Genomic DNA, 23162 nt, shown 5'->3' on the forward strand with positions numbered 1-23162 from the left:
ACCATCCATTTTTATGACTAGGTACTAACAGTAGTATATAATCATTGAAAGTAGAATGCAACAATTTTTTTGTTGACTCCCTTTAATCGAGCTTCTCTCCTTGGAACACACCTGTCCCATCAAGATACGTACGCAAGGCAGCGTATTGATCATTGTGCCAAAATGCTTCTGACTCTACTAGTATCGCCGCATCTTGCCTTGCTGTTTCTAACGCTCGATAATCGTGTACCATGTCAGCAACCTTAAATTCCGGTAAGCCACTTTGCTTACTCCCAAAGAAATCTCCAGGACCTCGTAATTCTAAATCTTTTTCTGACAATACAAATCCATCATTTGTTTCAGTCATTATGCGCATTCTTTCTTTTCCTGTTTCTGATTTAGGGTCTGCTATTAATAAACAATATGATTGTTCACTACCACGCCCGACACGCCCTCTAAGCTGATGAAGCTGCGATAAACCGAAACGTTCTGCATCATAAATAACCATCACAGTCGCATTCGGTACGTTCACACCAACCTCAACAACTGTTGTCGATACAAGAATTTGCACTTTATTTTCACTAAACTGTCCCATTATCTCTTCTTTTTCCTGAGACGATAATCTCCCATGCATCAATCCAACTTGGCATTTCCCTTGGTAATGATGCGTCAGCATACTATGTAAGTCGATAGCATTTTGCACATCAAGTTTCTCAGATTCTTCAATTAGAGGACAAATAACGTATGCCTGTCTTCCTTTTTTTATCTCCTTCTCAACAAAACCGAGGACGCGATCTAACATATCATGTTTTGCCCAGTATGTTTCAATCACCTTTCTCCCTGCTGGCATCTCATCGATTATTGAAACATCCATCTCTCCAAATGCAGTAATTGCAAGCGTACGCGGAATTGGTGTCGCTGTCATAAATAATACATCTGGACTTTCACCTTTCTCCCGTAAAACTCGGCGCTGCGCTACACCAAATCGATGCTGTTCATCCGTAATAACGAGACCCAACCTATGAAATATAACTTCATCTTGAATTAAAGCGTGCGTTCCAACAAGAATATCTATTTCTCCTTGTTCTAACTTCGCTAAAATGTCTCGTCGTCTCGCACCTTTAACAGAACTTGTTAGCAGTTCCACCTTCATACCAAAATGCGAAAACGTTTCAGCAAGCGACTGATAATGTTGCTCAGCTAAAATTTCTGTAGGAACCATTAAAGCACCTTGATAATGAGCTAATTTCGATGCATAAAGGCCAATCGCAGCAACAACTGTTTTCCCAGAACCAACGTCACCTTGTAATAGTCGGTTCATCCGATAAGGAGATGTCATATCTTTTAAAATTTCATCTACAACTCGGCGCTGCGCACCCGTTAACGGAAACGGCAGTGCATCGATAAATTCTTGTAATTCTACTGACGGAATCTCTTTCTTCGTCCCTTTTGAATTTTCCCTCTCCATTTTCCTCAGCGTTTGCATTTTCAGCTGAAATAAGAAAAATTCCTCATATACAAAACGGCGACGCGCTTGCTTTAAATCCTCCTGTCCTACCGGAAAATGCAAAGCCTTAAGTGCTTCATATCTTGGTAATAATTTATACCGGCCTAACAAACCATCCGGTAACACTTCGACTATAGAATCTCCATATTCCTTTAACGCTTGAGCAATAAAACGACGCATCTGTTTTACTGTAAGTTTCCCCTTTACTGAGTAAACTGGCTCCACTTCTTGTTGACGTACAACTGGCCCAAAATGAAGTTCTGATACAGCAATTGTTTGACGATGTTGATCCCATTTACCAGTAATCGTTACCGTTTCATCTAACGTTAATTTTTGCTTATAGTAAGGCCTATTAAAACATACCGCCGTAATTAAATAACGACCGACGAGAACACGAACTGTTAGACGCGATTTCTTCTTACCATAATATTGCAGCAAAGGAGCACTATGAACCTTCCCTTCAACCGTTACACGTTCATCATGCTTTACTTCAGCAAGATCTTTCATCGCATAATCTTCATAACGGTACGGAAAATGTTCTAATAGATGAGAAACTGTATAAATCCCCATCTCATGTAGTAACTCAGATGTTTCTCCTCCGATCCCCTTTACATCCGTAACAGGAACTTGTACAACATCATTCAAGATTCTCACACCCCGTCACATTATTTTCTTTATTGCATTTTATTTGAGTACCAATTAGCATCTGTAATCGCTCTCTTTCACCTTATATATTCTATCATAGGCATTCTAAGAGAAACTACTCAAATCCCTTATATAAAACAAGTAAAAAAGAGCCTCACTATTAGCAGCAAGGCTCTTTTCTCTCTTCAATATGCTAGCCTTTTGAATAAAAACTAGTAATAAACTTCATATTACTACTTCTTATCCATTAGCAAGTAAGTAATCCATTTATTTTCAAAACGAATCTTATCTTATTCTACAGAGAAGATGAAAGAATACACTGGTTGGTTTCCAGCATGCACTTCTACTTCTGCATCTTCAAATTTCTCTTCTACAAATTCAACTAACTCCGCTACTTCTTCGTCAGTTGCATCTTCACCTTGTAGAATCGTTACGATTTCAGAATCTTCATCAATAAGCGCTTCTAGTAATTGCTTCGCAGCTCCTAATTTTTCAGCATTTGTAGATACAATTTTTCCATCTGCAATACACATGAAGTCATCTTTTTGAATTGCTACACCATCAATTTCCGTATCACGTACAGCATACGTAATTTGACCTGTTTTCACATGAGATAAAGCTTCTTGCATGTTTTCTTCATTCTCTTCTAACGTTCCAACTGGGTTAAATGCTAACATTGCTGCCATACCTTGAGGAACTGTTTTCGAACGAACAACAATAACTTCTTGATCTACAACTGATGCCGCTTGTTCTGCTGCCATTACAATATTTCCGTTATTCGGTAAAATAATGATTTTTTCAGCATTTGCTTCTTCAATTGCCTTCACGATATCCTCCGTACTTGGATTCATCGTTTGACCACCTTCGATAACTTTCGTTGCGCCGATGCTCTCAAATAAAGTTTTAATACCAGACCCCATTGCCACAGTTACGATACCATATGGTTGTTTTTCTTTCGATTGAGCTGGTTGTTCAGGAACCATAGCAGGTTCATCTAATAAAGCAGTATGCTGTTCACGCATATTTTCTACTTTAATCTTAATTAAACTACCGTATTTTTGCCCGTAGTTCATAGCGTCTCCAGGATGTTCTGCGTGGATATGAACTTTTACAATTTCATCATCAGACACAACTAGTAGAGAATCACCATATACACTAATATCTTCACGGAATTTTTGTTCAGAGAAATTATGCTCTTTCACCTTTTCAGCCTCTAATTTCACCATGAACTCCGTACAATATCCATACTTAATATCTTCTGTACTCAATTGGCTTTGTACACTACGGTGATGTTCTGCGCGTACCATCTCATTCATAGATGTTTGCGTCGGTGCATCAGAAGAAATCGTTTCTCCTTTTAAGTCAGCTAAAAATCCTTCGTATACCACTACAAGACCTTTACCACCGCTATCTACAACGCCAACTTGTTTTAATACAGGTAATAAATCTGGCGTACGATTTAACGATGCGTTTGCTTCTTTCACAACGTCTTCCATAAACAAAACAAAGTCGCGCTGTTTTTTCGCAACTGTTACTGCATATTTACCCGTTTCTCTTGCAACCGTTAAAATCGTTCCTTCAATCGGTTTCATAACCGCTTTATAAGCCGCCTCTACTCCAGCTTCTAGTGCTGCAGCAAAATCAACTGTTGTTAATTCTTCTTTTTGTTCAATGGATTTAGAGAAACCACGGAACAACTGAGATAGAATAACTCCAGAGTTACCACGAGCTCCCATTAATAATCCTTTGGCTAAACTTACGCCGACTTTACCAGCATGCTGTGAAGGATTTGCTTTCACTTCACGCGCACCTGAAGTCATAGATAAGTTCATGTTTGTACCGGTATCGCCATCTGGAACTGGAAATACGTTTAATGCATCAACAAGCTGAACATTATTTGTTAAATTATTCGCTCCTTGCATGATCATTTGTGATAAACGTTTTCCATCAATTTTTTGAATTGACACAGATTTTCCTCCTTAATGCACATTACAAGTTTATTACTTTAACTCCTTGTACGTAGATGTTTACAGAATCTACTGCTAGTCCTACAGTTTGATCTAATGTATATTTCACTTTCGTCTGCACATTATGTGCCACTTCTGAAATTTTCGTACCATAGCTCACAATAATATACATATCAATATGTACTTCATCTTCATCTTTACGAACAATAACACCTCTAGTGAAGTTTTCTTTTCGTAAAATGTCTGTTAATCCATCTTTTAACTGATTTTTTGATGCCATACCTACGATACCGTAGCAATCTACCGCGGCACCTCCAGCAATTGTTGCAATTACATCTGTACTAATATCAATTTGACCGTACTTCGTTTTAATTTCAATTGACATCTCGTTTCCCCCTTCATAAATGGTGAAAGTGAGCTAGACTACTTTAGTTACTATCATATAATCTTTTTAAAGAAAATTCCATCGTTCTTTCTTTTCACTCTCATATTTTATGTTTTAAATTACACTTTTTTATGATGAGCAAAATAGTCCATTTTTATTATACAACATGTACCACTATAATATGTCAAGCAATTTTTATGGATTTTAACTTTTCTTCATTGACATATAGTGTCAAGTAAATTTTCTTGATTTCTTTTTTCTACGGTGTTGCATTCTCTTTTTAGTTGTGTTAAATTATAGTAGTGTTTTTAGCATCGCATAAAAGACTAACATTGAAAAATTACGTATGGTAAGGTATCAAGGGAGGGAAATATAAATGGCTCGTGTTTGTGCTATTACTGGAAGAAAAGCTCGTTCTGGTAACTCTCGTTCTCACGCAATGAACGCTACAAAACGTAAGTGGGGCGCTAACCTTCAAAAAGTTCGCGTACGCATCGACGGAAAAGTTCAACGTGTTTACGTTTCTGCTAGAGCATTAAAATCTGGCAAAATCGAACGTGTTTAATAATAAAAAAAAGAGCCGATAGGCTCTTTTTTTACTATAACAATGGAAAAAGCACCGGTGATAGGTGCTTTTTTAATCTTTTTTGAAGGTATTTAACATTGCACGAACAATTCCACCAAGAAATTTAGGTAACTTAATTGTATAAAATCTCATGGTTTCCCTCCTAATCCCCATTACTCCACTTGGTCACTATATGATGTAAGGAGCAAAATTGTTTCTTCAATCAGTGCTTCTTATCAACATTAATATGCCAGAAGTAAATGAAAAAGTACCTTTTTCCTCAACGAGTTCGTTACTAATACAAAGTGTTGATCCCCACTCTATTGTTTTATTAGTAAGAGGGTACTTAAAACCAAACAATGTAATCCCTTCCACTATTTCAGTAACTGGTACAAAAGATACATAAGGAAAATTTTTATTTTCTTCAATTATATGTGTACCCACTTTTTTAACTGTTATTTCATTTTTATTGTCCACAATACACATTTCTATCTCTACTTCTAACCCTTTTAAAAGCATTTGTATATTTGCCAAACCGTGATCAAGTCTTCCACCGGTAGCACCAAAAATACGAATTAGTGCCGGCTTCTGTCCTAATGCCCAGTTGATTGCAATTTCTAAATCCGTTTGATCTTTTTCCCGCGGAACAATATGTAATTCGTTCGTTTGCTGTCCCATCCATACTAATTCTTCTTCAGTAACTGAATCGTAATCTCCAAACGCAACAGCCGGGGTAATCCCTTTCTTTAATAGACGGTATACTCCCCTATCAACCGCAGCCCACACTACTTCCTCATTCTCATATCGAGCAAAATCTGCGCAATATTCCGAAGGTCCTCCTGCCAAAATATGAATAATCATTTTTTCTTCCCCTTCCATTGTAAAAAGGCAATCTGCCATTCGGTAGATTGCCTTTTTACATATTTTTACCCTATCCTATGAATACCTTACTAGGATAAAAGTTCATCACTACCCACGAATTACGCGAATTGCTTCACCGCGGTCTTTTTGATTGTATACTGCTGATCCAGCTACAAGTACATTTGCTCCTGCTTCCACACAAAGTCTTGCTGTTTCAGCATTTACACCACCATCAACTTCAATTTCTACTTCTAGATTGCGCTCTTTCACCATGTCTGCAACTTGTTTAATTTTCGGTAATACAGAATGGATAAACTTCTGTCCACCAAATCCAGGGTTTACTGTCATAAGTAATACCATATCTATATCTTCTAATACATGCTCAATCACTGAAACTGGCGTATGTGGATTTAATACAACGCCCGCTTTAATACCGTGAGATTTAATTAACTGAATTGTACGATGCAGATGTGGACACGCCTCTGCGTGAACAGTAATAATATCCGCTCCCGCTTGTGCGAAAGTCGGGATATAGTTATCAGGATTTTCAATCATTAAATGTACATCTAATGGTAATGATGTAATTGGACGGATAGCTTCTACAATTAATGGTCCAATCGTAATATTTGGTACGAAATGTCCATCCATTACGTCAACGTGAATGTAATCCGCTCCGCCCTTTTCTACATCTTTAATCTCTTCCCCTAATTTTGAAAAATCTGCTGATAAAATCGATGGTGCAATTTTAATCATAACTAATACCTCGGCTTTCTCTCTCTAATTTCTTCTACGAATTGTTTATAGTTCTTATAGCGATATTCTGTAATCTTCCCTTCTTCAACCGCAGCTTTCACAGCACATTTCGGTTCAGAAAGATGTGTACACCCTCTAAATTTACAGTATTGGCTCGCTTCTTTCAACTCTGGAAAACAATATGTAAGATCTTCTACTTCTATATCAATGAAATCTAGTGAACTAAAACCCGGTGTATCTGCTACTAGTCCACTCCCAATTGCAATTAATTCTACGTGTCTTGTCGTATGCTTCCCGCGTCCTAAATGGGAGGAAATATCATTTGTTTTCAGCTCTAATTCTGGACGTAGCACATTAAGCATTGAAGATTTCCCAACACCAGATTGACCCGCAACAACAGAAACACAATTTTCTAAGTATGGTTTTAATATATCAATACTTTCTGACGTATTAATAGAAGTAAATAAAACATCATAACCCATCTCACGATAATCATTCGCATAAGCTTCAACAGTTGCTTTCATCTTTTCATCTACTAAATCCATCTTGCTAATACAAATAATTGGCTTAATGTTATGATATTCAATCAGCACTAAAAATCGATCTAACAGTCCAGGATTAAAATCTGGTTCTACTGCAGAGAACACGAGGATCGCTTGATCGACATTAGCAATAGGAGGTCTAACAAGTTCATTTTTTCGATCAAACACTTCAAGCACATAACCTTCAGTTGGATTATCTGCCTGAAAAACAACTTGGTCTCCTACAAGTGGTGTAATTTTATTTTTTCTAAATACACCTCGCCCACGACATTGCGTAACCCCTTCTTCATGCTGCACGTAATAAAACCCACTTAAAGCTTTTATAATTTTTCCTTCTGGCATAGAATTCTCCTTTTTTTGTATAAGGTGATGCTGAATTTAAAAATGAATGGATTTAAATTTTCCAAATAACGATTTCAAAACCTACCATATATACTTTCGCTAATATACATTAAATCTTCCATTAAATGCAAAAAAATATTTACAGCTGCATCACTTTACTAGCTTTTTGAATCATATATTTTTGCCTGCTATACCGTCCACTTTGTAGACAGCATAACAGGCAATAATAATAAGTAGACTTTCACTATTATTGAGTTGGATATGGTACTTCTTTATCAATAATCGTTACTCCATCTCGTACAATTTTATAGTGTCCCTTTGAACCTTCTTGAATTACAAATTCTAAAGAAATAGTCGCTGATTCAGTAATTGTTCTCGTTTCAACCGGTCTATCCATTTTTTGCTGCATGTCTTCTTTATAAATTTCTATTGTTTGCGGCTTTTTTTCACCTGTTACAGCAGGCTCATATGGGATAGAGATATTGTCCACTTTTACCGTTTTAGTCACTTTAGGCTTTTGACCATCAGAGATAATAATAGTTACTTTATCTCCCTCTTTTAATGGTGTACCTGGTTTTGGAAATTGCGAAATTACAAGTCCTTTTTCGACTGAATCTGAGTACTCTCGTTTTATATCTGACGTTAGTTTTCTCTCATTCAAATAACCAGTTACACTATTTTCAGTCCACCCCGAAAAGTCACCTGGTCTAATTTGATAAGGACCTTTACTTACCCAGATTTTCAGTTCTTGCTCCGCTTCTATAACCATTTGATCAGGCGTCGGAATTTGCTCTACAATTTCACCTTTCGGCTTATCATTTTCAATATAATTTACTGTAACTTGTTTATATTTTTCTTCTAACTCAGCTTTTACACTCTCAAAGTTTTGCCCTGTGAAATTCGCCATCTTACTTTTCTTTTTTCCACCTGATTGATAGATAGTAATTTTAGCGTTTTCTTTTACGACTCTTCCTGCTACAGGTTCCGTTTTTATTACATCCCCAACTTCAACATCATCTGTATATACAATATTAGGCTCCGTCACCTCAAAGCCCTTTTCTACTAACGTATTTACAGCTGTCGTGTATTTCATACCAGCCACATCAGGAACTTTCACATCTTTCGGAATAAATAATCCTGGAATAACCGTAAGCGCTAATGTTATTCCTATTGCTAAAAATAAAAATGTTGAAATTAAAACTTTAAGCCACTTGTTACTCCGTTTTTTCTTCTTATCTAACTCAGCTGCTTCTGCTCTTATCGGTTCTTCCACCTTACTCCCTTTTAAAACAATCGTTTCATCACTTACATTTTCAAATAATTGTTCTTGTTGAATAATCGGAATCGCTTTCGTCGCTTCCATATCTTCTGGTATGTAAAATGGTTGCTCATTTATCCTCTCTGGATATAGCGCAGTTTCAATATCTCGCTTCATCGCATTGGCAGATTGATATCGATGGAAAGGATCTTTTGCAGTTGCCTTTAATATAATATTTTCAACACTTTGCGGAATATTTTCATTCCATCTTTTTGGTGATGGGATTTCACTTTGTAAATGTTTTAAAGCTATAGCAACAGCAGATTCGCCAGAAAACGGTTGTCTTCCTGTTAACAATTCAAACATAACTATTCCAAGAGAATAAATATCCGATTGTTTATTTGCTATCCCGCCACGTGCCTGTTCTGGTGATAAATAATGGACTGAACCCAGTACTGAATTTGTATGTGTAATTGTTGTTGCACTTGTAGCTGTCGCAATTCCAAAATCTGTTACTTTTATTATTCCATCAGCTCGAATTAAAATATTGTGCGGCTTTATATCACGATGCACAATTTCAAAATGATGGGCGTGTGCCATGGCGGATGTTAACTGCTCCATAATATCAAGAGCTTCTCCTATAGGTAACATACCTCGCTCAATTATGTATTGCTTCAATGTTTGCCCGGGTACATATTCCATGACAAGATAATATATACCATCTTCTTCTCCGACATCATACATATTCACAATATTTGGATGCGACAACGTTGTAACAGACTGCGCTTCTCGATGGAAACGTTTAATAAACTCTTCGTTATTTGAGTAGTCGAGTCTTAATATTTTTACCGCTACATCTCGGCCAAGTATATCATCATGAGCTAAATATACATTGGCCATTCCGCCACCACCAATCATTTTCAGCAGCTTATAACGGTCATTTAAGCGTTTTCCAATCAGCACGTTGCACTTCACCTACTTTCGTTTGTCGAACCCGCATAATCAATAAGAACAAGTGTGATATTATCTTCTCCACCGCGATCATTCGCCAATTGAATGAGACGCTGCCCTTTACCTTCAAGCTGTTCATTTAACTGTAAAATTTGTTGCATATCATCAATAGAAACTTTGTTTGATAACCCATCAGAGCAAAGAAGTAATTGATCATCTTCCTCAAGCACCAACGTTTTAACATCTAATCCAACTTTTTCTTCTGTTCCTAGCGCTCTTAATAACACATTCTTTTTCGGATGATACTCTGCATCTTCCTTTGAAATTTCACCATGTCTCACAAGCTCATTTACAAGCGAATGATCTTCCGTTACAAGCGTCATTTCTCCTTCTGATACCATATAGCAACGACTATCTCCTATATGCCCTATCGTCACAAAACTTGTTGTACAAACAGCTATTATAAGCGTTGTTCCCATACCATTACATTCTACATTTTGCTGAGCGTATTCATATATGCGCTCATTAATAATCCCAACACTAGTATGTAACCATTGTTCTACTTTTTTCGGTTCATTCATATTATGCGTTTGCTTCCAATAATCATGGAATAATTGAATGGCCATCGAGCTAGCTACATCACCAGCTCGATGACCTCCCATTCCATCTGCTACTACCGCTAAAACATTTCCATCTAAATTGTGAAAAACTCCTGCACTATCTTCATTATGTTGACGAACTTTTCCTTTATCCGATAGAAATACGGCTTTCATCTCGTCACCTCGTCTCTTCTTTGCGCTCCTTCGCACGCAACTGACCGCAGGCTGCGTCAATATCATGACCTTGTTCACGGCGAATCGTTACATTCACTCCACGATCTTTTAACGTTTTCTCGAACAAGAAAATTTGCTCACGTGGTGTACGTACATAATCACGTTCAGGTACGTAGTTTACCGGGATTAAGTTTACATGACATTTTACACCTTTTAAGAGCGCAGCAAGCTCTTCAGCGTGCTCAACTTGGTCATTTTCTCCTCCAAATAATCCATATTCAAAAGTAATACGGCGCCCTGTTCTATTTACATAGTATTTAATAGCTTCCATTAAATCCGGTAATTTATAAGCACGGTTAATCGGCATTAATTTTGAACGTAATTCTGAGTTTGGAGCATGCAATGAAATCGCAAAATTAATTTGTAGTTCTTCTTCAGCAAACTTATAAATTTTCGGGATAATTCCACTCGTCGAAACAGTCATATGTCTAGCACCAATATGAAGTCCTTTTTCATGGTTAGTGATGCGTAAGAATCCCATTAAATTATCGTAATTATCAAATGGTTCTCCAATTCCCATAACAACAAGAGAACTTACACGTTCTTCTGTTTCATCAAGCGCACGCTGAACTTCTACTACTTGCGCTACGATTTCTCCAGCTTCTAGGTTTCGTTTTAGTCCACCAAGCGTCGAAGCACAGAACGTACATCCAATACGACAACCAACTTGCGTTGTTACACAAATGGAATTTCCATATTCATGTCGCATTAATACCGTTTCAATAGAATACCCGTCATATAATTGGAATAAGAATTTAATCGTTCCATCCGAAGACGTTTGTTTTACTAACGTGTTTAAAGTAGTAATATCAAAGGAATTCGACAATTTATCACGCAATCCTTTAGAAAGGTTTGACATATCCTCATAATTTTTTACACGTTTTTTATATAGCCAGTCAAAAATTTGTCCAGCGCGGAACTTCGGTTCTCCTTGTTCCTTTAACCAATCTTGCATTTCATGAATTTGTAAAGAGTAAATTGATGGTTTCTTCGTTTCTACATTTTTCTTTTGTTTTCTTACAGTCGTTTCCATGATGCTACACCTTCTTCCTTAAACAAGCAATATAAAAGCCATCCGTTGCAAAATAATGCGGTAAAATTTGTACTTGACCTTCATTAATATACGGACTTAATTTTTCTGGCATACGTTCTTTTATCGTAGTATCCCATTCAAATTCAGGATGTTCTTTTAAAAATTTATCTATTACTTGTTCATTTTCTATTTTCTCAATTGTGCACGTACTATAAACAAGACGACCGCCTTGTTTTAATAACGGTGCTATTTTTTCTAGTATCGCAAGTTGAATCGTCGATAATCTTTCACTATCGCCTTTATCTTTTCCTAACTTAATATCAGGCTTACGTCTAATTACACCAAATCCAGAACACGGTGCATCTACCAATATTTTATCAAACGTTTCATTTGAAAAGTGCTCTTGCACTTTTCTAGCATCTAGCGCTTTTGTTTCGACATTTTCTAACCCAAGTCGCTCTGCTTGCTGTTTAATTAAACGTACTTTGTGTGCATGTAAATCAAGAGACATTACTTTACCAGTTCCCTTTAAACGCTCAGCTATATGCGTAGTTTTACCACCAGGAGCCGCACAACTATCAAGAACTGTCTCTCCCTCATTTGGTTCTAAAGCGCGTGCTACAAGCATAGAACTTTCATCTTGAATAGAAAGAAATCCTTTTTTAAACGCTTCTGTATGCGCTACATTTCCTCTTTCAATCTGAATTGCATCATCTGACAAGTCACCACGTTTTGCTTCTATACCTTCACTTGCCAACAACTCAATCGCTTCTTCTACCGTTACCTTATCAACATTCACACGCGCTGTAGGTACAGGAGGTAACATATTTACTTCGCACATTTTCTCTGCAGTTTCTAAGCCATATGCAGAAGTCCACTCTTGTACAAGCCAAACTGGATGACTCATCGCAATTGCAAGCCGTTCTACTGGATCCTTGATTTCATCTACAGAAGGTACACCTTCTCTCTGAATCGAACGTAATACACCGTTCACCATACCAGCAATTCCTTTATGCCCGCGACGCTTTGCAATCTCAACCGCTTCATGAATAGCCGCTCTTTCTGGCACTCGGTCTAAATAAATCATTTGATATAAAGATAAGCGAAGCAATACTCTTACCCACGCCTCAACCTTCTTTTTTAAAAAAGGCTGTAAATAATAATCTAATGTGTCACGACGTTGAATCGTTCCATATACAATTTCAGTTAATAAACCAATATCTTTTCTATCAATTGCACTTTTTTCAATTAAATTATTTAAAAGTAAGTTGCTATATGCACCACTTTTTTCCACTTGAATTAAACCATCAAGAGCTAATTCACGAACATTTTGTCTCATGCATTTTCTCCTAACTTCGTTCCAATTTCAGGTTTTGTTCCACGTAAAAATTGTGAACAACTCATACGCTTTTTACCAGAAGGTTGCAATTCAGTAATTTTAACACCTGTTTCATTACTAGTTGCTACTACAAAACCATCTTCTTCGATCGCAACAATCGTACCTGCTTCAGCCGGTTCAGTTACAGGCACTTTTTCTCCCCACCATACTTTAACAACTTGTCCTGCTAAAGTTGTATAAGCAACTGGCCATGGATTCAATCCGCGAATGTGATTGTATACTTCTTCACCTGTTTTTGTCCAATCAATTTTCTCTTGCTCACGTTTTATATTGTACGCAAACGTTACTTCTTCTTCGTTTTGTTTAATCGGTTCTAACTTACCTTGAATTAATAAAGGTACTGTTTTAGATAGAAGATGTGCTCCTGCTTCACTTAATTTATCAAATAATGAGCCTGTCGTTTCACGCTCTTCAATTTCCACTTCCACTTGCGTTAAGATATCACCAGCATCCAATTTTTCTACCATATACATAATTGTAATACCTGTTTTTTCTTTACCTTCCATAATTGCATAATGAATTGGTGCACCACCACGAAGTTCAGGAAGTAAAGAAGCGTGGACATTAATACATCCATACTTCGGTGCTTCTAAAATTTCATTTGGTACAATCTGACCAAATGCAGCTGTTACAATTAAATCTGGCTCTAATGCCAATACTTTTTCATATTCATCTTTTTCACGAATTTTTAACGGCTGTAACACAGGGATACCATGTTTTTCCGCTTCAACTTTAACAGGTGTAGGTGTTAATACTTTTTTTCTACCTACTGGACGATCAGGTTGCGTCACAACACCTACTACCTCATAGCCATCTTCAATAAGACGACGAAGCACCGGCACTGAAAAGTCCGGTGTTCCCATAAACACTACTTTTATCATTTAAAAACCGCTCCTTTTAACACCTATTCTAGTTCGTTTTCTTCATAATATCTTGTCACTTTCGATGTAAATAAAACACCGTGTAAATGATCGATTTCATGTTGAATTGCACGCGCTAAAAATCCTTCCGCTTCTAATAAAAATACTTTCCCACGGCGATTTTGTGCTCTTACTTTAATATAATCCGCACGTTCTACTTCACCATAAAGTCCCGGGAAGCTTAAACATCCTTCGGGACCTACTTGTTCACCACGTTTTTCTAATATTGATGGATTGATTAACTCGATTTTCCCAGTATCATCATCGACATCAACAACCGCTACTTGCAAGCTTACACCTACTTGAGGCGCAGCTAAACCGACTCCGTCCGCAATTAACATTGTTTCATGCATATCTTTCAACAATTTCACTAACTTTTTATCAAAGTTAATTACTCTTTCGCATGGTGTTTCTAACACTTCATTTGGATGCTTTACTATTTCTAAAACTGCCATATTTCCCTCCGCTACATTAACATTGTTGGATTAAAATCAATTGAGATTTGTAGCTCTTTTTGCATTTCTGCTTGATAATGTTCATTTACCATTTTGAGCACGTTCTTTAAGTTTGGTTCCCGTTTGTATTTTATCATGCATTGATAACGATATCTATCTTTTATCCTTGGAATTGCTGAAGCAACTGGTCCTAACACCATTGTTTGCTGCGAGCAATGCGTTCGTAAATACGAGGCAATTTTTTCCGTCACTTGTACCGCTTTTAATAATTCAGGATGAGATACGGTTACGAGTACAACATAGTAATATGGAGGATATTGTCTTGTTCGTCTCATTTGCATTTCTTGGTCAAAAAACACATCATATTGTTGGTTCTTCGCTAACTCTATACTGTAATGTTCTGGCGTATACGTTTGAATCACAACTTCCCCTGGCAATTCATGTCTACCCGCTCGTCCACTTACTTGCGTCAATAACTGATATGTCTTTTCACTTGCACGAAAATCAGGTAAGTGAAGCATCGTATCTGCAGTTAAAACCCCAACAAGCGTTACTTTCGGAAAATCTAATCCTTTAGCAATCATTTGTGTTCCAAGTAATATATCTGCTTTTTCTTCCCCAAACGCCTTTAATAATTTTTCATGCATTCCTTTTCGACTTGTCGTATCTACATCCATTCGAATGACTCGCGCCTCTGGAAATAGTTTTGTAATTTCTTCTTCTACCTTTTGTGTACCTGTACCAAAGAAACGAATGTATGTACTTTGACAAGCTGGACACTCAGTTGGCATATTTTCTTCGTAACTACAATAATGACATTTTAAACGATGATTCATTTTATGATATGTCAATGAAATATCACAATGCGGACATTGTACAACATACCCACAATCACGGCACATAACAAATGTAGAATGACCTCTTCTATTTAAGAAGAGTACCATCTGTTCTTTCTTTTCTAATCGATCTGCTATTTTTTCATGCAGCGCCTTAGAAAACATTGATCGATTCCCGTCACGAAGTTCTTCTCGCATGTCAACAATCTCTACCGTTGGTAAAGCTTGTTCATTCATACGTTTTTCCATTGTTAGTAGTTCATAAACACCTTTTTTCGCCCTTGCAAACGATTCAAGTGTTGGTGTCGCACTACCAAGAACGATAGGACATTTATGGTATTGCCCTCTCCAGACAGCCACATCTCTTGCATGATACCTTGGATTATCTTCTTGTTTGTAACTTGATTCATGCTCTTCATCAATAATAATAATCCCTAAATTCTCAAAAGGCGCAAAAACGGCTGAACGCGCACCAACTACAACTTTCACTTCTTTTCTTAAAATCTTACGCCACTCGTCATACTTTTCTCCAACAGACAACGCACTATGAAGAACTGCAACTTGCGAGCCAAACCTACCTTTAAAACGATCCACCATTTGGGGTGTTAGTGCAATTTCAGGAACAAGAACGATAGCTTCTTTTCCTTTCTCGAGCACTGCTGCTATAGATTGTAAATATACTTCTGTCTTTCCACTTCCTGTAACACCATATAGTAAAAATGGATTATAAGTTTCATTTGTAATTGATGATAAAATCGGTGTAATAACTTGTTTTTGTTCCTCCGTAAGTGGCAATGGTTTCGTTTGTTCAAAACCATCATCGTCATACGGATTTCGGTATACTTCCACATACTTTTCTGAAATGAATCCCTTTTTAACAAGTGCTTTTATTGGAGCATCTGTTATTTGTAACTCTTCTGTAATTACTTTCAACGGTACACTTTTATAATTTTCCACAAAATAATAGAGTACATCTTGTTGTTTTTTACTTTTCAGTTCAAATGCCGCTAATTCTAATTTATCTTCTGGCAACTCCGGCTGAACAACTCTTTGCTTCTTCTTTTGTACTTTATCTTTCACTTGATAAACGACTTCAACCGTACCATTTTTAATTTCTTGTTGAATAGTCCGGTATAAATGTGGCTGTTGCTCGATTACTTCAAAATCAATTGCTTCTTTATCCTGAAATAAATATAGTATTTCAGGTGCTATTTCTTCCTGTTTACAAAGTTGTAGACGTTTTTTATACGTTGCTTTTATCGCAGTTGGAAGCATCACTTGAAAAGCTGAAATCATGTAGCATAACGTTTCACTTGTAAGCCAATATCCAAGTTTTAATAATTCATCATTTAAAACCGGTGTTACATCTAATATTTCATGGATCGTCTTTAACTTCTTACTTTCTACATCCACCGAATCTTTAATCCCAATAATAAAACCTTGCAATTTTCTTGGCCCAAACGGAACTACTACCCGCATTCCTGTCTGTACAATATCTTCCCATTTTTTAGGGATAATGTAATCAAATGGTCGATCTGTCTGACGGGCAGGTACATCAACAATTACACTTGCAAATTTCATAAACGATCATCTTCTAACATCATTTCAATTTGCTTTAATATTTCACGAGCTACCTCTTTTTTCATTAAAAGTGGCAACTCAATAACTTTTCCATCTTTTCTATACATCGTTACAATATTCGTATCCGTGCCAAATCCAGCTCCTTGCGCTTTTACATCATTCGCGACAATCATATCTGCATTTTTCTCACGTAGTTTTTTCGTTGCATATTCCTCTACATTTGTCGTTTCAGCAGCAAAACCGATAAGTAACTGTTTATCCTTTTTCTGACCTAACGTTTTTAAAATATCCACCGTTCTTTCGAGTTCAATGACAGCATCACCATTTTGCTTTTTCATTTTATTATCATGAACATATTTCGGACGATAATCTGCAACTGCTGCTGTTTTAATGACAACGTCTACGTTTTGATAATGTTGAAGAACTGCTTCTAACATATCTTGTGCAGATTCCACTTGCACTGTCGTTACATGTAACGGTGGATTTAATGCTGTCGGTCCTGAAACGAGTATAACATCAGCGCCTAAATTCGCCGCCACTTCTGCAATCGCATACCCCATTTTTCCAGAAGAAAAATTCGTCATAAAACGAACTGGATCAACCTTTTCACGTGTTGGGCCAGCAGTTATTAATATTCTTTTTCCCTGCAATGGTTTGTGTTCTGAGAAAGCTTCCTCTAACCGTGCGATAATCGCTTCAGGTTCTTCTAGTCGTCCCTTTGCTACATATCCACATGCTAAAAAGCCTTCCCCAGGCTCAATAAACGTATATCCTAGCGTTTTCAATGTCATCATATTTTTTTGAACAATTTTATTTTCATACATATGCACATTCATAGCAGGCGCAATCCATACCGGAGCTGCAGTAGCTAACAAAGTAGTTGTAATCATATCATCTGCAATACCACCAGCTAACTTTCCAATACAATTGGCAGTAGCAGGTGCGACAAGTACAACATCCGCCCAATCTGCTAAATCAATATGAGCAATAACAGCCGAGTCTTTCTCATCAAATGTATCCGTATATACATCATGGCGAGAAAGTGCTTGGAATGTAAGAGGCGTAACAAACTTCATTGCCGACTCACTCATCATTACTTTTACAATCGCGCCAGATTGTGTCAATTTACTCGTTAACGCAGCTGCTTTAAAAACCGCAATGCCTCCTGTTACACATAGAAGTATCTTTTTCCCTTTTAGCATATGACTCGTCCTCTTTCTTTTTCAAACTTATAATACTGAAATAGAATTCCCAGCTCGTCAGTACCAATATTTCATTCCTTTCGTAAAAAAATAACAACCTACTTGTAAATAGGTTGTTACCGTTACATAGAAAATTATAAAGTCTATGTTTTATTTTGTCGAAGGCAAAGGCTTATTCAGCAACTTTATCTTCACTTGGTACGTAGCTTAATACTTCCGCATCGATTTCTTCTAATGCTTTACCTACACACTTATGAGAAACCGGTTGCTCTACAACACAGTTATTAGCAAGTTGCATTTCACGTGCACGCTTTGCAGCCACTGTTACTAGTGTGTATTTAGAATCGATTTTTTGTAGTAATGAGTCAATTGATGGATTTAACATAATTATAGACCCTCCGTCATTTCTTTATAATATTTTGCTACCCTTTCGCGGCGGCAATGTTCGCCAACCACAATTGCTTTAATTCTATCACAAGCTAATTCAACTTGATCGTTTTCTACTACATAGTCGTAAGCGTCCATCATCTCGATTTCTTCTTTCGCTACAGTTAAACGATTTTCAATAACATCTTCAGTCTCTGTACCACGGCCGACAATACGGCTCTTTAGTTCAGATAAACTTGGAGGTGCTAAGAAAATAAATACACCTTCTGGGAAAGCTTTCTTAACTTGAATTGCTCCTTGCACTTCAATTTCTAAGAATACATCTTTTCCTTCTTGTAATGTTTTTTCAACATAGTCAATCGGTGTTCCGTAATAATTACCTACGAACTCAGCCCACTCAAGTAATCTTTCATTACGAATCATTTCCTCGAATTCTTCTCTTTCTTTAAAGAAATAATCCACACCATCTACTTCACCTTCACGCGGCTTACGTGTCGTTACTGAAATAGAGTACTGAAAACGTGTATCCTCATGGCTAAACAGCTCTTTACGAACCGTTCCTTTTCCAACCCCAGAAGGCCCTGAAAGAACGATGAGCAATCCTCTTCTACTTCTCATAAATATGTAAAACCTACCCTTCCTCACTTAAATCTTCTTTATTATTCAAACGATGTGCAATCGTCTCTGGTTGAATTGGACTTAATACAACATGCCCATCATCCATAACAATAACCGCCCTTGTTTTTCTCCCATACGTAGCATCAAGCAAAGCATTGTGTTCGCGTGCTTCCTGTACTGTTCGTTTAATAGGAGCTGACTCCGGACTTACAATAGCAATAATTCGATGAGCAGATACAATATTTCCGTATCCAATATTTAAAAACCGCATGGCCATAGTTTGCGCCTCCTAGTAAGTCTATCCGATTTCTCCACCACGTATAACTTTATATATTTTTTGAAAGCTACTCAATATTTTGTACTTGTTCACGAATTTTTTCAAGGTTATTTTTCATTTCTACAACATATTTTGAAATTGTTAAGTCATTTGCCTTAGAACCAATCGTATTAATTTCTCTATGCATCTCTTGCACGATGAAATCCATTTTTCTTCCAACAGGCTCTTCAATCTGCAATGTTTCATGAAATTGCTCTAAATGACTTTGCAAACGAACTAACTCTTCATGAATATCACAACGCTCTGCAAAGATTGCGACTTCTGTTAGCAATCTTTGTTCATCTAACTCTTGATTATGTAATTCTTTTAAGCGATTTTCTAATCGTTCACGATATTTTTGTGTAACAATTGGTGCATGTGGAATAATTGCATTTACACAATTGCTAATCTCTTGTAAACGATACGCTATATCTTTATGTAATCGTTCTCCTTCGCCATCTCTCATCGTTTTCAACATATGAGCAGCTTGACGAACAGCCTCATATAAACTGTTCTCAAAATGTTCATTTACATTTTCTATTTCTTCAATTGCTGTTACTTCTGGCATTGCCATTAATTGCTCGAGTGTAATAGAATCTTGTAATTGAAACTTTCCTTTTATATCTTCCATCATCGATTGGTACTGCTCAAGAAGTGACCAATTCACACTTAATTTTCTTTCAACAAGTCCTTCACCTGCTATACTAATAGACACCTCAATGCGTCCACGTCGAACTTGCTGTGCAATTATTTTACGAATTTTGTCCTCAAATACCATCATTTGCTTAGGAAGTCGAATACTCATCTCTAAAAAACGGTGGTTCACCGATTTCATTTCTACTGTAATTTGAAAAGTATCACTTTCTACTTTCGATCTTCCAAACCCTGTCATACTAGAAATCATTTTTATCACATCCAAGCCATAAAATAACTCAATGAAAAAGGTAATAGAGACAAGGCTCTACTACCTTCTGTAAATTATATCACATTTTCATAACATTGACTATTTCAAGTTTAATCCCTTCTTATATAACATTGGCTTTTTCTTTTTCGCCTTTTTCCCTGTTAATAAAGAACCTACTAGTAAGAAAGTCGGAATTGATGACAAACCTCCAATTAATAACCAATCTCTTGCTTGTATCGGCATTGTGCTAAAGATCGGTTGTAACGGTGGATAATATATAACCACTAGCATGAGTAGTAACGAAATGATAACCGCCCCTACTAAATACACGTTCCCAAATGGATTGCGGTGAAAGACAGAATGCTCACTACGACAATCAAATACATGAATAAGCTGAGCAAGTACCAACGTCGCGAACGCTACAGTTTGTGCATATTTCAGTTCATTTGGATGTTGGTTATACGCAATAATAAACGCTACTAACGTCACTGCCCCAATTAAAAACCCTCGACTTATTATTTTCCACGCAAGCCCTCTAGCGAATACCCCTTCTTTCGGGTGGCGCGGCGTTCTCTTCATCACATCTCCTTCAGCCTTATCCAAACCTAATGCCATCGCTGGTAAACCATCAGTAACTAAGTTCACCCATAAAATTTGAATAGGAACCATCGGCAGTGGTAATGCAAGTAACATCGCAAATAACATGACTAAAATTTCTCCAACGTTTGACGCCAATAAGTAGCGAATAAACTTACGTATGTTCTCGTATATATTTCTTCCTTCTTTAATTGCTGATTTAATTGTAGCAAAATTATCGTCTAGTAAAACAAGTGAAGAGGCCTCTTTCGCAACATCTGTCCCTGTAATTCCCATTGCTATCCCAATATCCGCTGTTTTTATAGCTGGAGCATCGTTCACTCCATCGCCTGTCATGGCTACTATATGTCCTTGATTTTGCAGTGCCTTAACAATTTTTAATTTATGCTCAGGTGATACACGAGCGAATACATACGTATCTTCTACAACATTTTCTAATTCCTCCACATCCATATTCGCGAGTTCTACGCCTTCAACAACGCGTCCATCTGGTGGCAAAACTCCTAATTGTTCAGCAATCGCCATTGCTGTCACTTTATGATCACCTGTAATCATTACCGTTCGAATACCAGCTTCTTTACACTCTTTTACCGCCTGCGCCACTTCTGGCCTTGGCGGGTCAATCATACCTTGTATCCCAACCAACATAAAATCTTTTTCAACGTCTCTTTCATGTTCAATAGAATCCGTGACTTTTAAAGGTTTAAACGCAACTGCAATTGTTCGAAGCGCTTGACTACCTAAGCTATGAATAGCCGCCTGTACTTCTCTTCTATATAACTCACTTAACGGCTGCTGCTTATCCCCCCATAAAATCGTTTGACTCATTTGCAAAAGAACGTCCGGTGCTCCCTTCGTAACAATAAACTTCTTCCCCTCTCGATCTCGTACAATAACACTCATCATTTTTCGAGTTGAATCAAATGGAAATTCACGAATAATTTCAAATTTCCCTTTCAATGCCTCACGTGTAATCCCAGCTTTCATTGCTGCAGCTACAAGCGCTCCCTCTGTTGGATCTCCATCTAATACGTACGCCTTTTTCTTTTGAATAATATTTGCATTGTTACATAGTGAACCAAATGTAAGTAGCTGATAAAGTGCTTTTGTCTTAGCTGGATTCACTTCAATTTCACCTTTCATAAAAGAGCCATTAGGTTCATATCCTTGCCCTGTCACTTTCCACAATTCTCCGCCTGACCACATATGTGTTACCATCATTTTGTTTTGCGTCATTGTCCCCGTTTTATCAGAACATATAACGGAAGCACAACCTAACGTTTCTACGGCTGGTAACTTTCGTACAATTGCTCTCTTTTTTATCATCCGCTGTACACCAAGTGATAAAGCTACTGTAACAATTGCTGGCAACCCTTCTGGAATAGCCGCAACAGCTAGCGATACGCCAGCTAAAAACATATGATATACTTCATTCCCTTGATACACACCAGCCAATACAACGAGCGCTGTCAAAATAAGAGCTACAATAATTAATATTTTTCCGAGCTGTTCTAACCTTCTTTGCAGTGGTGTTTCCATTTGCTCTGCATTTTGTAACATATTTGCAATTTGACCCATCGCTGTATTCATACCAGTTGCTACAACGACACCTGTTCCAGATCCTCGCGTAATCATTGTCCCCATAAAAGCCATATTTTTTTGATCACCAATTGCAACCTCTTGCCCTTGCAATGCTTCTACCTTCTTTTGCACAGGTACGGACTCCCCTGTCAAAGCAGACTCTTCAATATATAAACTTGATGCCTCAACAAGACGCACATCAGCCCCAATACGATCACCACTGGAAAACTTAATAATATCACCTAAAACAAGTGCTTTAGATGGTGCTTTTACCCACTTTCCATTCCGCATTACAGTAACTTGTGGAGCAGCTAGTTCCTTTAAAGCTTCCAATGATTTTTCAGCTTTTCTTTCTTGAAAAAAGCCGAGAATACCATTGATAATAACAATGGCAACAATAGCAATAGAATCAATGTATTCACCTAAAAACGCAGAAACAATTGTTGCTCCAAACAAAACGAGTACCATGAAATCTTTAAATTGCGCTAAAAATACCATTAGTGCAGAAGGCCTTTTTGCTTCTTCTAATTCATTTGTACCAAATTTCTTAATTCGCCCTTCTGCTTCTTTCTCCGTAAGTCCAACCTTTACATTCGTATTCGTTCTTTCTTCCACTTCATGTGCTCGCATTCCATACCAGTTCATCCTGCCATCGACCTCCTGATTCCAGACATACTCTATTGAAAGCTTATTCAGCCTCGTCCAAAAAAATGCTATAATTAACTTTTAGTTAGAAAGGAGTGTT

21 protein-coding genes are annotated in these 23162 nt (G+C 37.3%); 1 reads left to right on the top strand and 20 read right to left on the bottom strand.

Features of this window, described 5'->3' with window-relative positions:
• Positions 1-82 precede the first annotated feature (82 nt).
• From recG to ACYFX0_RS03835, 3 genes are all read right to left on the bottom strand, one after another.
• Positions 83-2131 (bottom strand): ATP-dependent DNA helicase RecG, encoded by a 2049-nt coding sequence (recG, locus tag ACYFX0_RS03825; RefSeq protein WP_001000822.1) that lies wholly within the window; start codon positions 2129-2131, stop codon positions 83-85.
• 290 nt (positions 2132-2421) lie between these two features.
• Positions 2422-4098, bottom strand: coding sequence for a DAK2 domain-containing protein (locus ACYFX0_RS03830; protein ID WP_460269906.1), 1677 nt, complete (start codon positions 4096-4098; stop codon positions 2422-2424).
• A gap of 22 nt (positions 4099-4120) precedes the next feature.
• A complete protein-coding gene (locus ACYFX0_RS03835; protein WP_000021109.1) occupies positions 4121-4483 on the bottom strand; it encodes an Asp23/Gls24 family envelope stress response protein in 363 nt (120 codons plus the stop codon).
• 376 nt (positions 4484-4859) lie between these two features.
• Here ACYFX0_RS03835 and rpmB point away from each other — a divergent pair, with 376 nt between their 5' ends.
• Positions 4860-5048, top strand: a complete 189-nt coding sequence (rpmB, locus tag ACYFX0_RS03840; RefSeq protein WP_000124776.1) for a 50S ribosomal protein L28 — start codon at positions 4860-4862, stop codon at positions 5046-5048.
• A gap of 72 nt (positions 5049-5120) precedes the next feature.
• Here rpmB and spoVM read toward each other — a convergent pair whose 3' ends face one another.
• From spoVM to ACYFX0_RS03925, 17 genes are all read right to left on the bottom strand, one after another.
• Positions 5121-5201 carry a stage V sporulation protein SpoVM gene (spoVM, locus tag ACYFX0_RS03845; RefSeq protein WP_001213599.1) on the bottom strand — a complete coding sequence of 27 codons (81 nt, stop codon included), beginning with the start codon at positions 5199-5201 and terminating at the stop codon, positions 5121-5123.
• Between the two features lie 66 nt (positions 5202-5267).
• Positions 5268-5948 carry a thiamine diphosphokinase gene (locus tag ACYFX0_RS03850; RefSeq protein ID WP_000752665.1) on the bottom strand — a complete coding sequence of 227 codons (681 nt, stop codon included), beginning with the start codon at positions 5946-5948 and terminating at the stop codon, positions 5268-5270.
• A gap of 69 nt (positions 5949-6017) precedes the next feature.
• Positions 6018-6662, bottom strand: a complete 645-nt coding sequence (gene rpe / locus ACYFX0_RS03855) for a ribulose-phosphate 3-epimerase (RefSeq protein WP_000589970.1) — start codon at positions 6660-6662, stop codon at positions 6018-6020.
• Between the two features lie 2 nt (positions 6663-6664).
• Complete coding sequence (gene rsgA, locus ACYFX0_RS03860; protein WP_001113932.1) at positions 6665-7546, bottom strand: ribosome small subunit-dependent GTPase A; 882 nt, start codon at positions 7544-7546, stop codon at positions 6665-6667.
• Positions 7547-7793: 247 nt separating this feature from the next.
• Positions 7794-9767 carry a Stk1 family PASTA domain-containing Ser/Thr kinase gene (gene pknB / locus ACYFX0_RS03865; RefSeq protein ID WP_000904750.1) on the bottom strand — a complete coding sequence of 658 codons (1974 nt, stop codon included), beginning with the start codon at positions 9765-9767 and terminating at the stop codon, positions 7794-7796.
• A gap of 8 nt (positions 9768-9775) precedes the next feature.
• Positions 9776-10528 (bottom strand): Stp1/IreP family PP2C-type Ser/Thr phosphatase, encoded by a 753-nt coding sequence (locus tag ACYFX0_RS03870; protein ID WP_000648709.1) that lies wholly within the window; start codon positions 10526-10528, stop codon positions 9776-9778.
• Between the two features lie 4 nt (positions 10529-10532).
• Positions 10533-11621: a dual-specificity RNA methyltransferase RlmN gene (gene rlmN, locus ACYFX0_RS03875; RefSeq protein ID WP_000450548.1), complete on the bottom strand. Its 1089-nt coding sequence runs from the start codon at positions 11619-11621 to the stop codon at positions 10533-10535.
• Positions 11622-11625: 4 nt separating this feature from the next.
• A complete protein-coding gene (gene rsmB, locus ACYFX0_RS03880) occupies positions 11626-12960 on the bottom strand; it encodes a 16S rRNA (cytosine(967)-C(5))-methyltransferase RsmB (RefSeq protein WP_001249661.1) in 1335 nt (444 codons plus the stop codon).
• Entirely contained in the window at positions 12957-13901 is a 945-nt protein-coding gene (fmt, locus tag ACYFX0_RS03885; protein WP_000598805.1) for a methionyl-tRNA formyltransferase, read from the bottom strand. The genes rsmB and fmt overlap by 4 nt, the downstream gene beginning before the upstream one ends.
• Before the next feature lie 23 nt (positions 13902-13924).
• Entirely contained in the window at positions 13925-14395 is a 471-nt protein-coding gene (def, locus tag ACYFX0_RS03890) for a peptide deformylase (RefSeq protein ID WP_000279470.1), read from the bottom strand.
• An 11-nt stretch (positions 14396-14406) separates the two neighbouring features.
• Positions 14407-16812 (bottom strand): primosomal protein N', encoded by a 2406-nt coding sequence (priA, locus tag ACYFX0_RS03895; RefSeq protein ID WP_000666722.1) that lies wholly within the window; start codon positions 16810-16812, stop codon positions 14407-14409.
• Positions 16809-18014 (bottom strand): bifunctional phosphopantothenoylcysteine decarboxylase/phosphopantothenate--cysteine ligase CoaBC, encoded by a 1206-nt coding sequence (coaBC, locus tag ACYFX0_RS03900; RefSeq protein WP_000911744.1) that lies wholly within the window; start codon positions 18012-18014, stop codon positions 16809-16811. The genes priA and coaBC overlap by 4 nt, the downstream gene beginning before the upstream one ends.
• Before the next feature lie 172 nt (positions 18015-18186).
• A complete protein-coding gene (gene rpoZ, locus ACYFX0_RS03905) occupies positions 18187-18399 on the bottom strand; it encodes a DNA-directed RNA polymerase subunit omega (protein WP_000933962.1) in 213 nt (70 codons plus the stop codon).
• A 2-nt stretch (positions 18400-18401) separates the two neighbouring features.
• Positions 18402-19019 carry a guanylate kinase gene (gene gmk, locus ACYFX0_RS03910; protein ID WP_001257742.1) on the bottom strand — a complete coding sequence of 206 codons (618 nt, stop codon included), beginning with the start codon at positions 19017-19019 and terminating at the stop codon, positions 18402-18404.
• A 13-nt stretch (positions 19020-19032) separates the two neighbouring features.
• Positions 19033-19296: an extracellular matrix/biofilm regulator RemA gene (gene remA, locus ACYFX0_RS03915; RefSeq protein ID WP_001251456.1), complete on the bottom strand. Its 264-nt coding sequence runs from the start codon at positions 19294-19296 to the stop codon at positions 19033-19035.
• 67 nt (positions 19297-19363) lie between these two features.
• Complete coding sequence (locus ACYFX0_RS03920; protein WP_000625867.1) at positions 19364-20239, bottom strand: YicC/YloC family endoribonuclease; 876 nt, start codon at positions 20237-20239, stop codon at positions 19364-19366.
• A 99-nt stretch (positions 20240-20338) separates the two neighbouring features.
• The gene (locus ACYFX0_RS03925) at positions 20339-23062 is read right to left on the bottom strand and encodes a calcium-translocating P-type ATPase, SERCA-type (RefSeq protein ID WP_001104763.1); all 2724 of its coding nucleotides are present in this window, start codon (positions 23060-23062) and stop codon (positions 20339-20341) included.
• Positions 23063-23162: the final 100 nt, after the last annotated feature.

It is taken from the genome of Bacillus sp. NEAU-Y102 (assembly GCF_054788175.1).

Excerpts from the sequence above, each read along its gene's own strand:
- gmk (WP_001257742.1), bottom strand. The coding sequence starts at position 19,019 with ATGAGAAGTAGAAGAGGATTGCTCATCGTTCTTTCAGGGCCTTCTGGG.
- rpoZ (WP_000933962.1), bottom strand. The coding sequence starts at position 18,399 with ATGTTAAATCCATCAATTGACTCATTACTACAAAAAATCGATTCTAAA.
- spoVM (WP_001213599.1), bottom strand. The coding sequence starts at position 5,201 with ATGAGATTTTATACAATTAAGTTACCTAAATTTCTTGGTGGAATTGTT.
- ACYFX0_RS03835 (WP_000021109.1), bottom strand. The coding sequence starts at position 4,483 with ATGTCAATTGAAATTAAAACGAAGTACGGTCAAATTGATATTAGTACA.
- remA (WP_001251456.1), bottom strand. The coding sequence starts at position 19,296 with ATGGCCATGCGGTTTTTAAATATTGGATACGGAAATATTGTATCTGCT.
- coaBC (WP_000911744.1), bottom strand. The coding sequence starts at position 18,014 with ATGCTAAAAGGGAAAAAGATACTTCTATGTGTAACAGGAGGCATTGCG.
- rpmB (WP_000124776.1), top strand. The coding sequence starts at position 4,860 with ATGGCTCGTGTTTGTGCTATTACTGGAAGAAAAGCTCGTTCTGGTAAC.
- ACYFX0_RS03870 (WP_000648709.1), bottom strand. The coding sequence starts at position 10,528 with ATGAAAGCCGTATTTCTATCGGATAAAGGAAAAGTTCGTCAACATAAT.
- rlmN (WP_000450548.1), bottom strand. The coding sequence starts at position 11,621 with ATGGAAACGACTGTAAGAAAACAAAAGAAAAATGTAGAAACGAAGAAA.
- rsmB (WP_001249661.1), bottom strand. The coding sequence starts at position 12,960 with ATGAGACAAAATGTTCGTGAATTAGCTCTTGATGGTTTAATTCAAGTG.
- ACYFX0_RS03925 (WP_001104763.1), bottom strand. The coding sequence starts at position 23,062 with ATGAACTGGTATGGAATGCGAGCACATGAAGTGGAAGAAAGAACGAAT.
- rsgA (WP_001113932.1), bottom strand. The coding sequence starts at position 7,546 with ATGCCAGAAGGAAAAATTATAAAAGCTTTAAGTGGGTTTTATTACGTG.
- rpe (WP_000589970.1), bottom strand. The coding sequence starts at position 6,662 with ATGATTAAAATTGCACCATCGATTTTATCAGCAGATTTTTCAAAATTA.
- priA (WP_000666722.1), bottom strand. The coding sequence starts at position 16,812 with ATGAAATTTGCAAGTGTAATTGTTGATGTACCTGCCCGTCAGACAGAT.
- fmt (WP_000598805.1), bottom strand. The coding sequence starts at position 13,901 with ATGATAAAAGTAGTGTTTATGGGAACACCGGACTTTTCAGTGCCGGTG.
- ACYFX0_RS03850 (WP_000752665.1), bottom strand. The coding sequence starts at position 5,948 with ATGGCAGATTGCCTTTTTACAATGGAAGGGGAAGAAAAAATGATTATT.
- ACYFX0_RS03920 (WP_000625867.1), bottom strand. The coding sequence starts at position 20,239 with ATGATTTCTAGTATGACAGGGTTTGGAAGATCGAAAGTAGAAAGTGAT.
- def (WP_000279470.1), bottom strand. The coding sequence starts at position 14,395 with ATGGCAGTTTTAGAAATAGTAAAGCATCCAAATGAAGTGTTAGAAACA.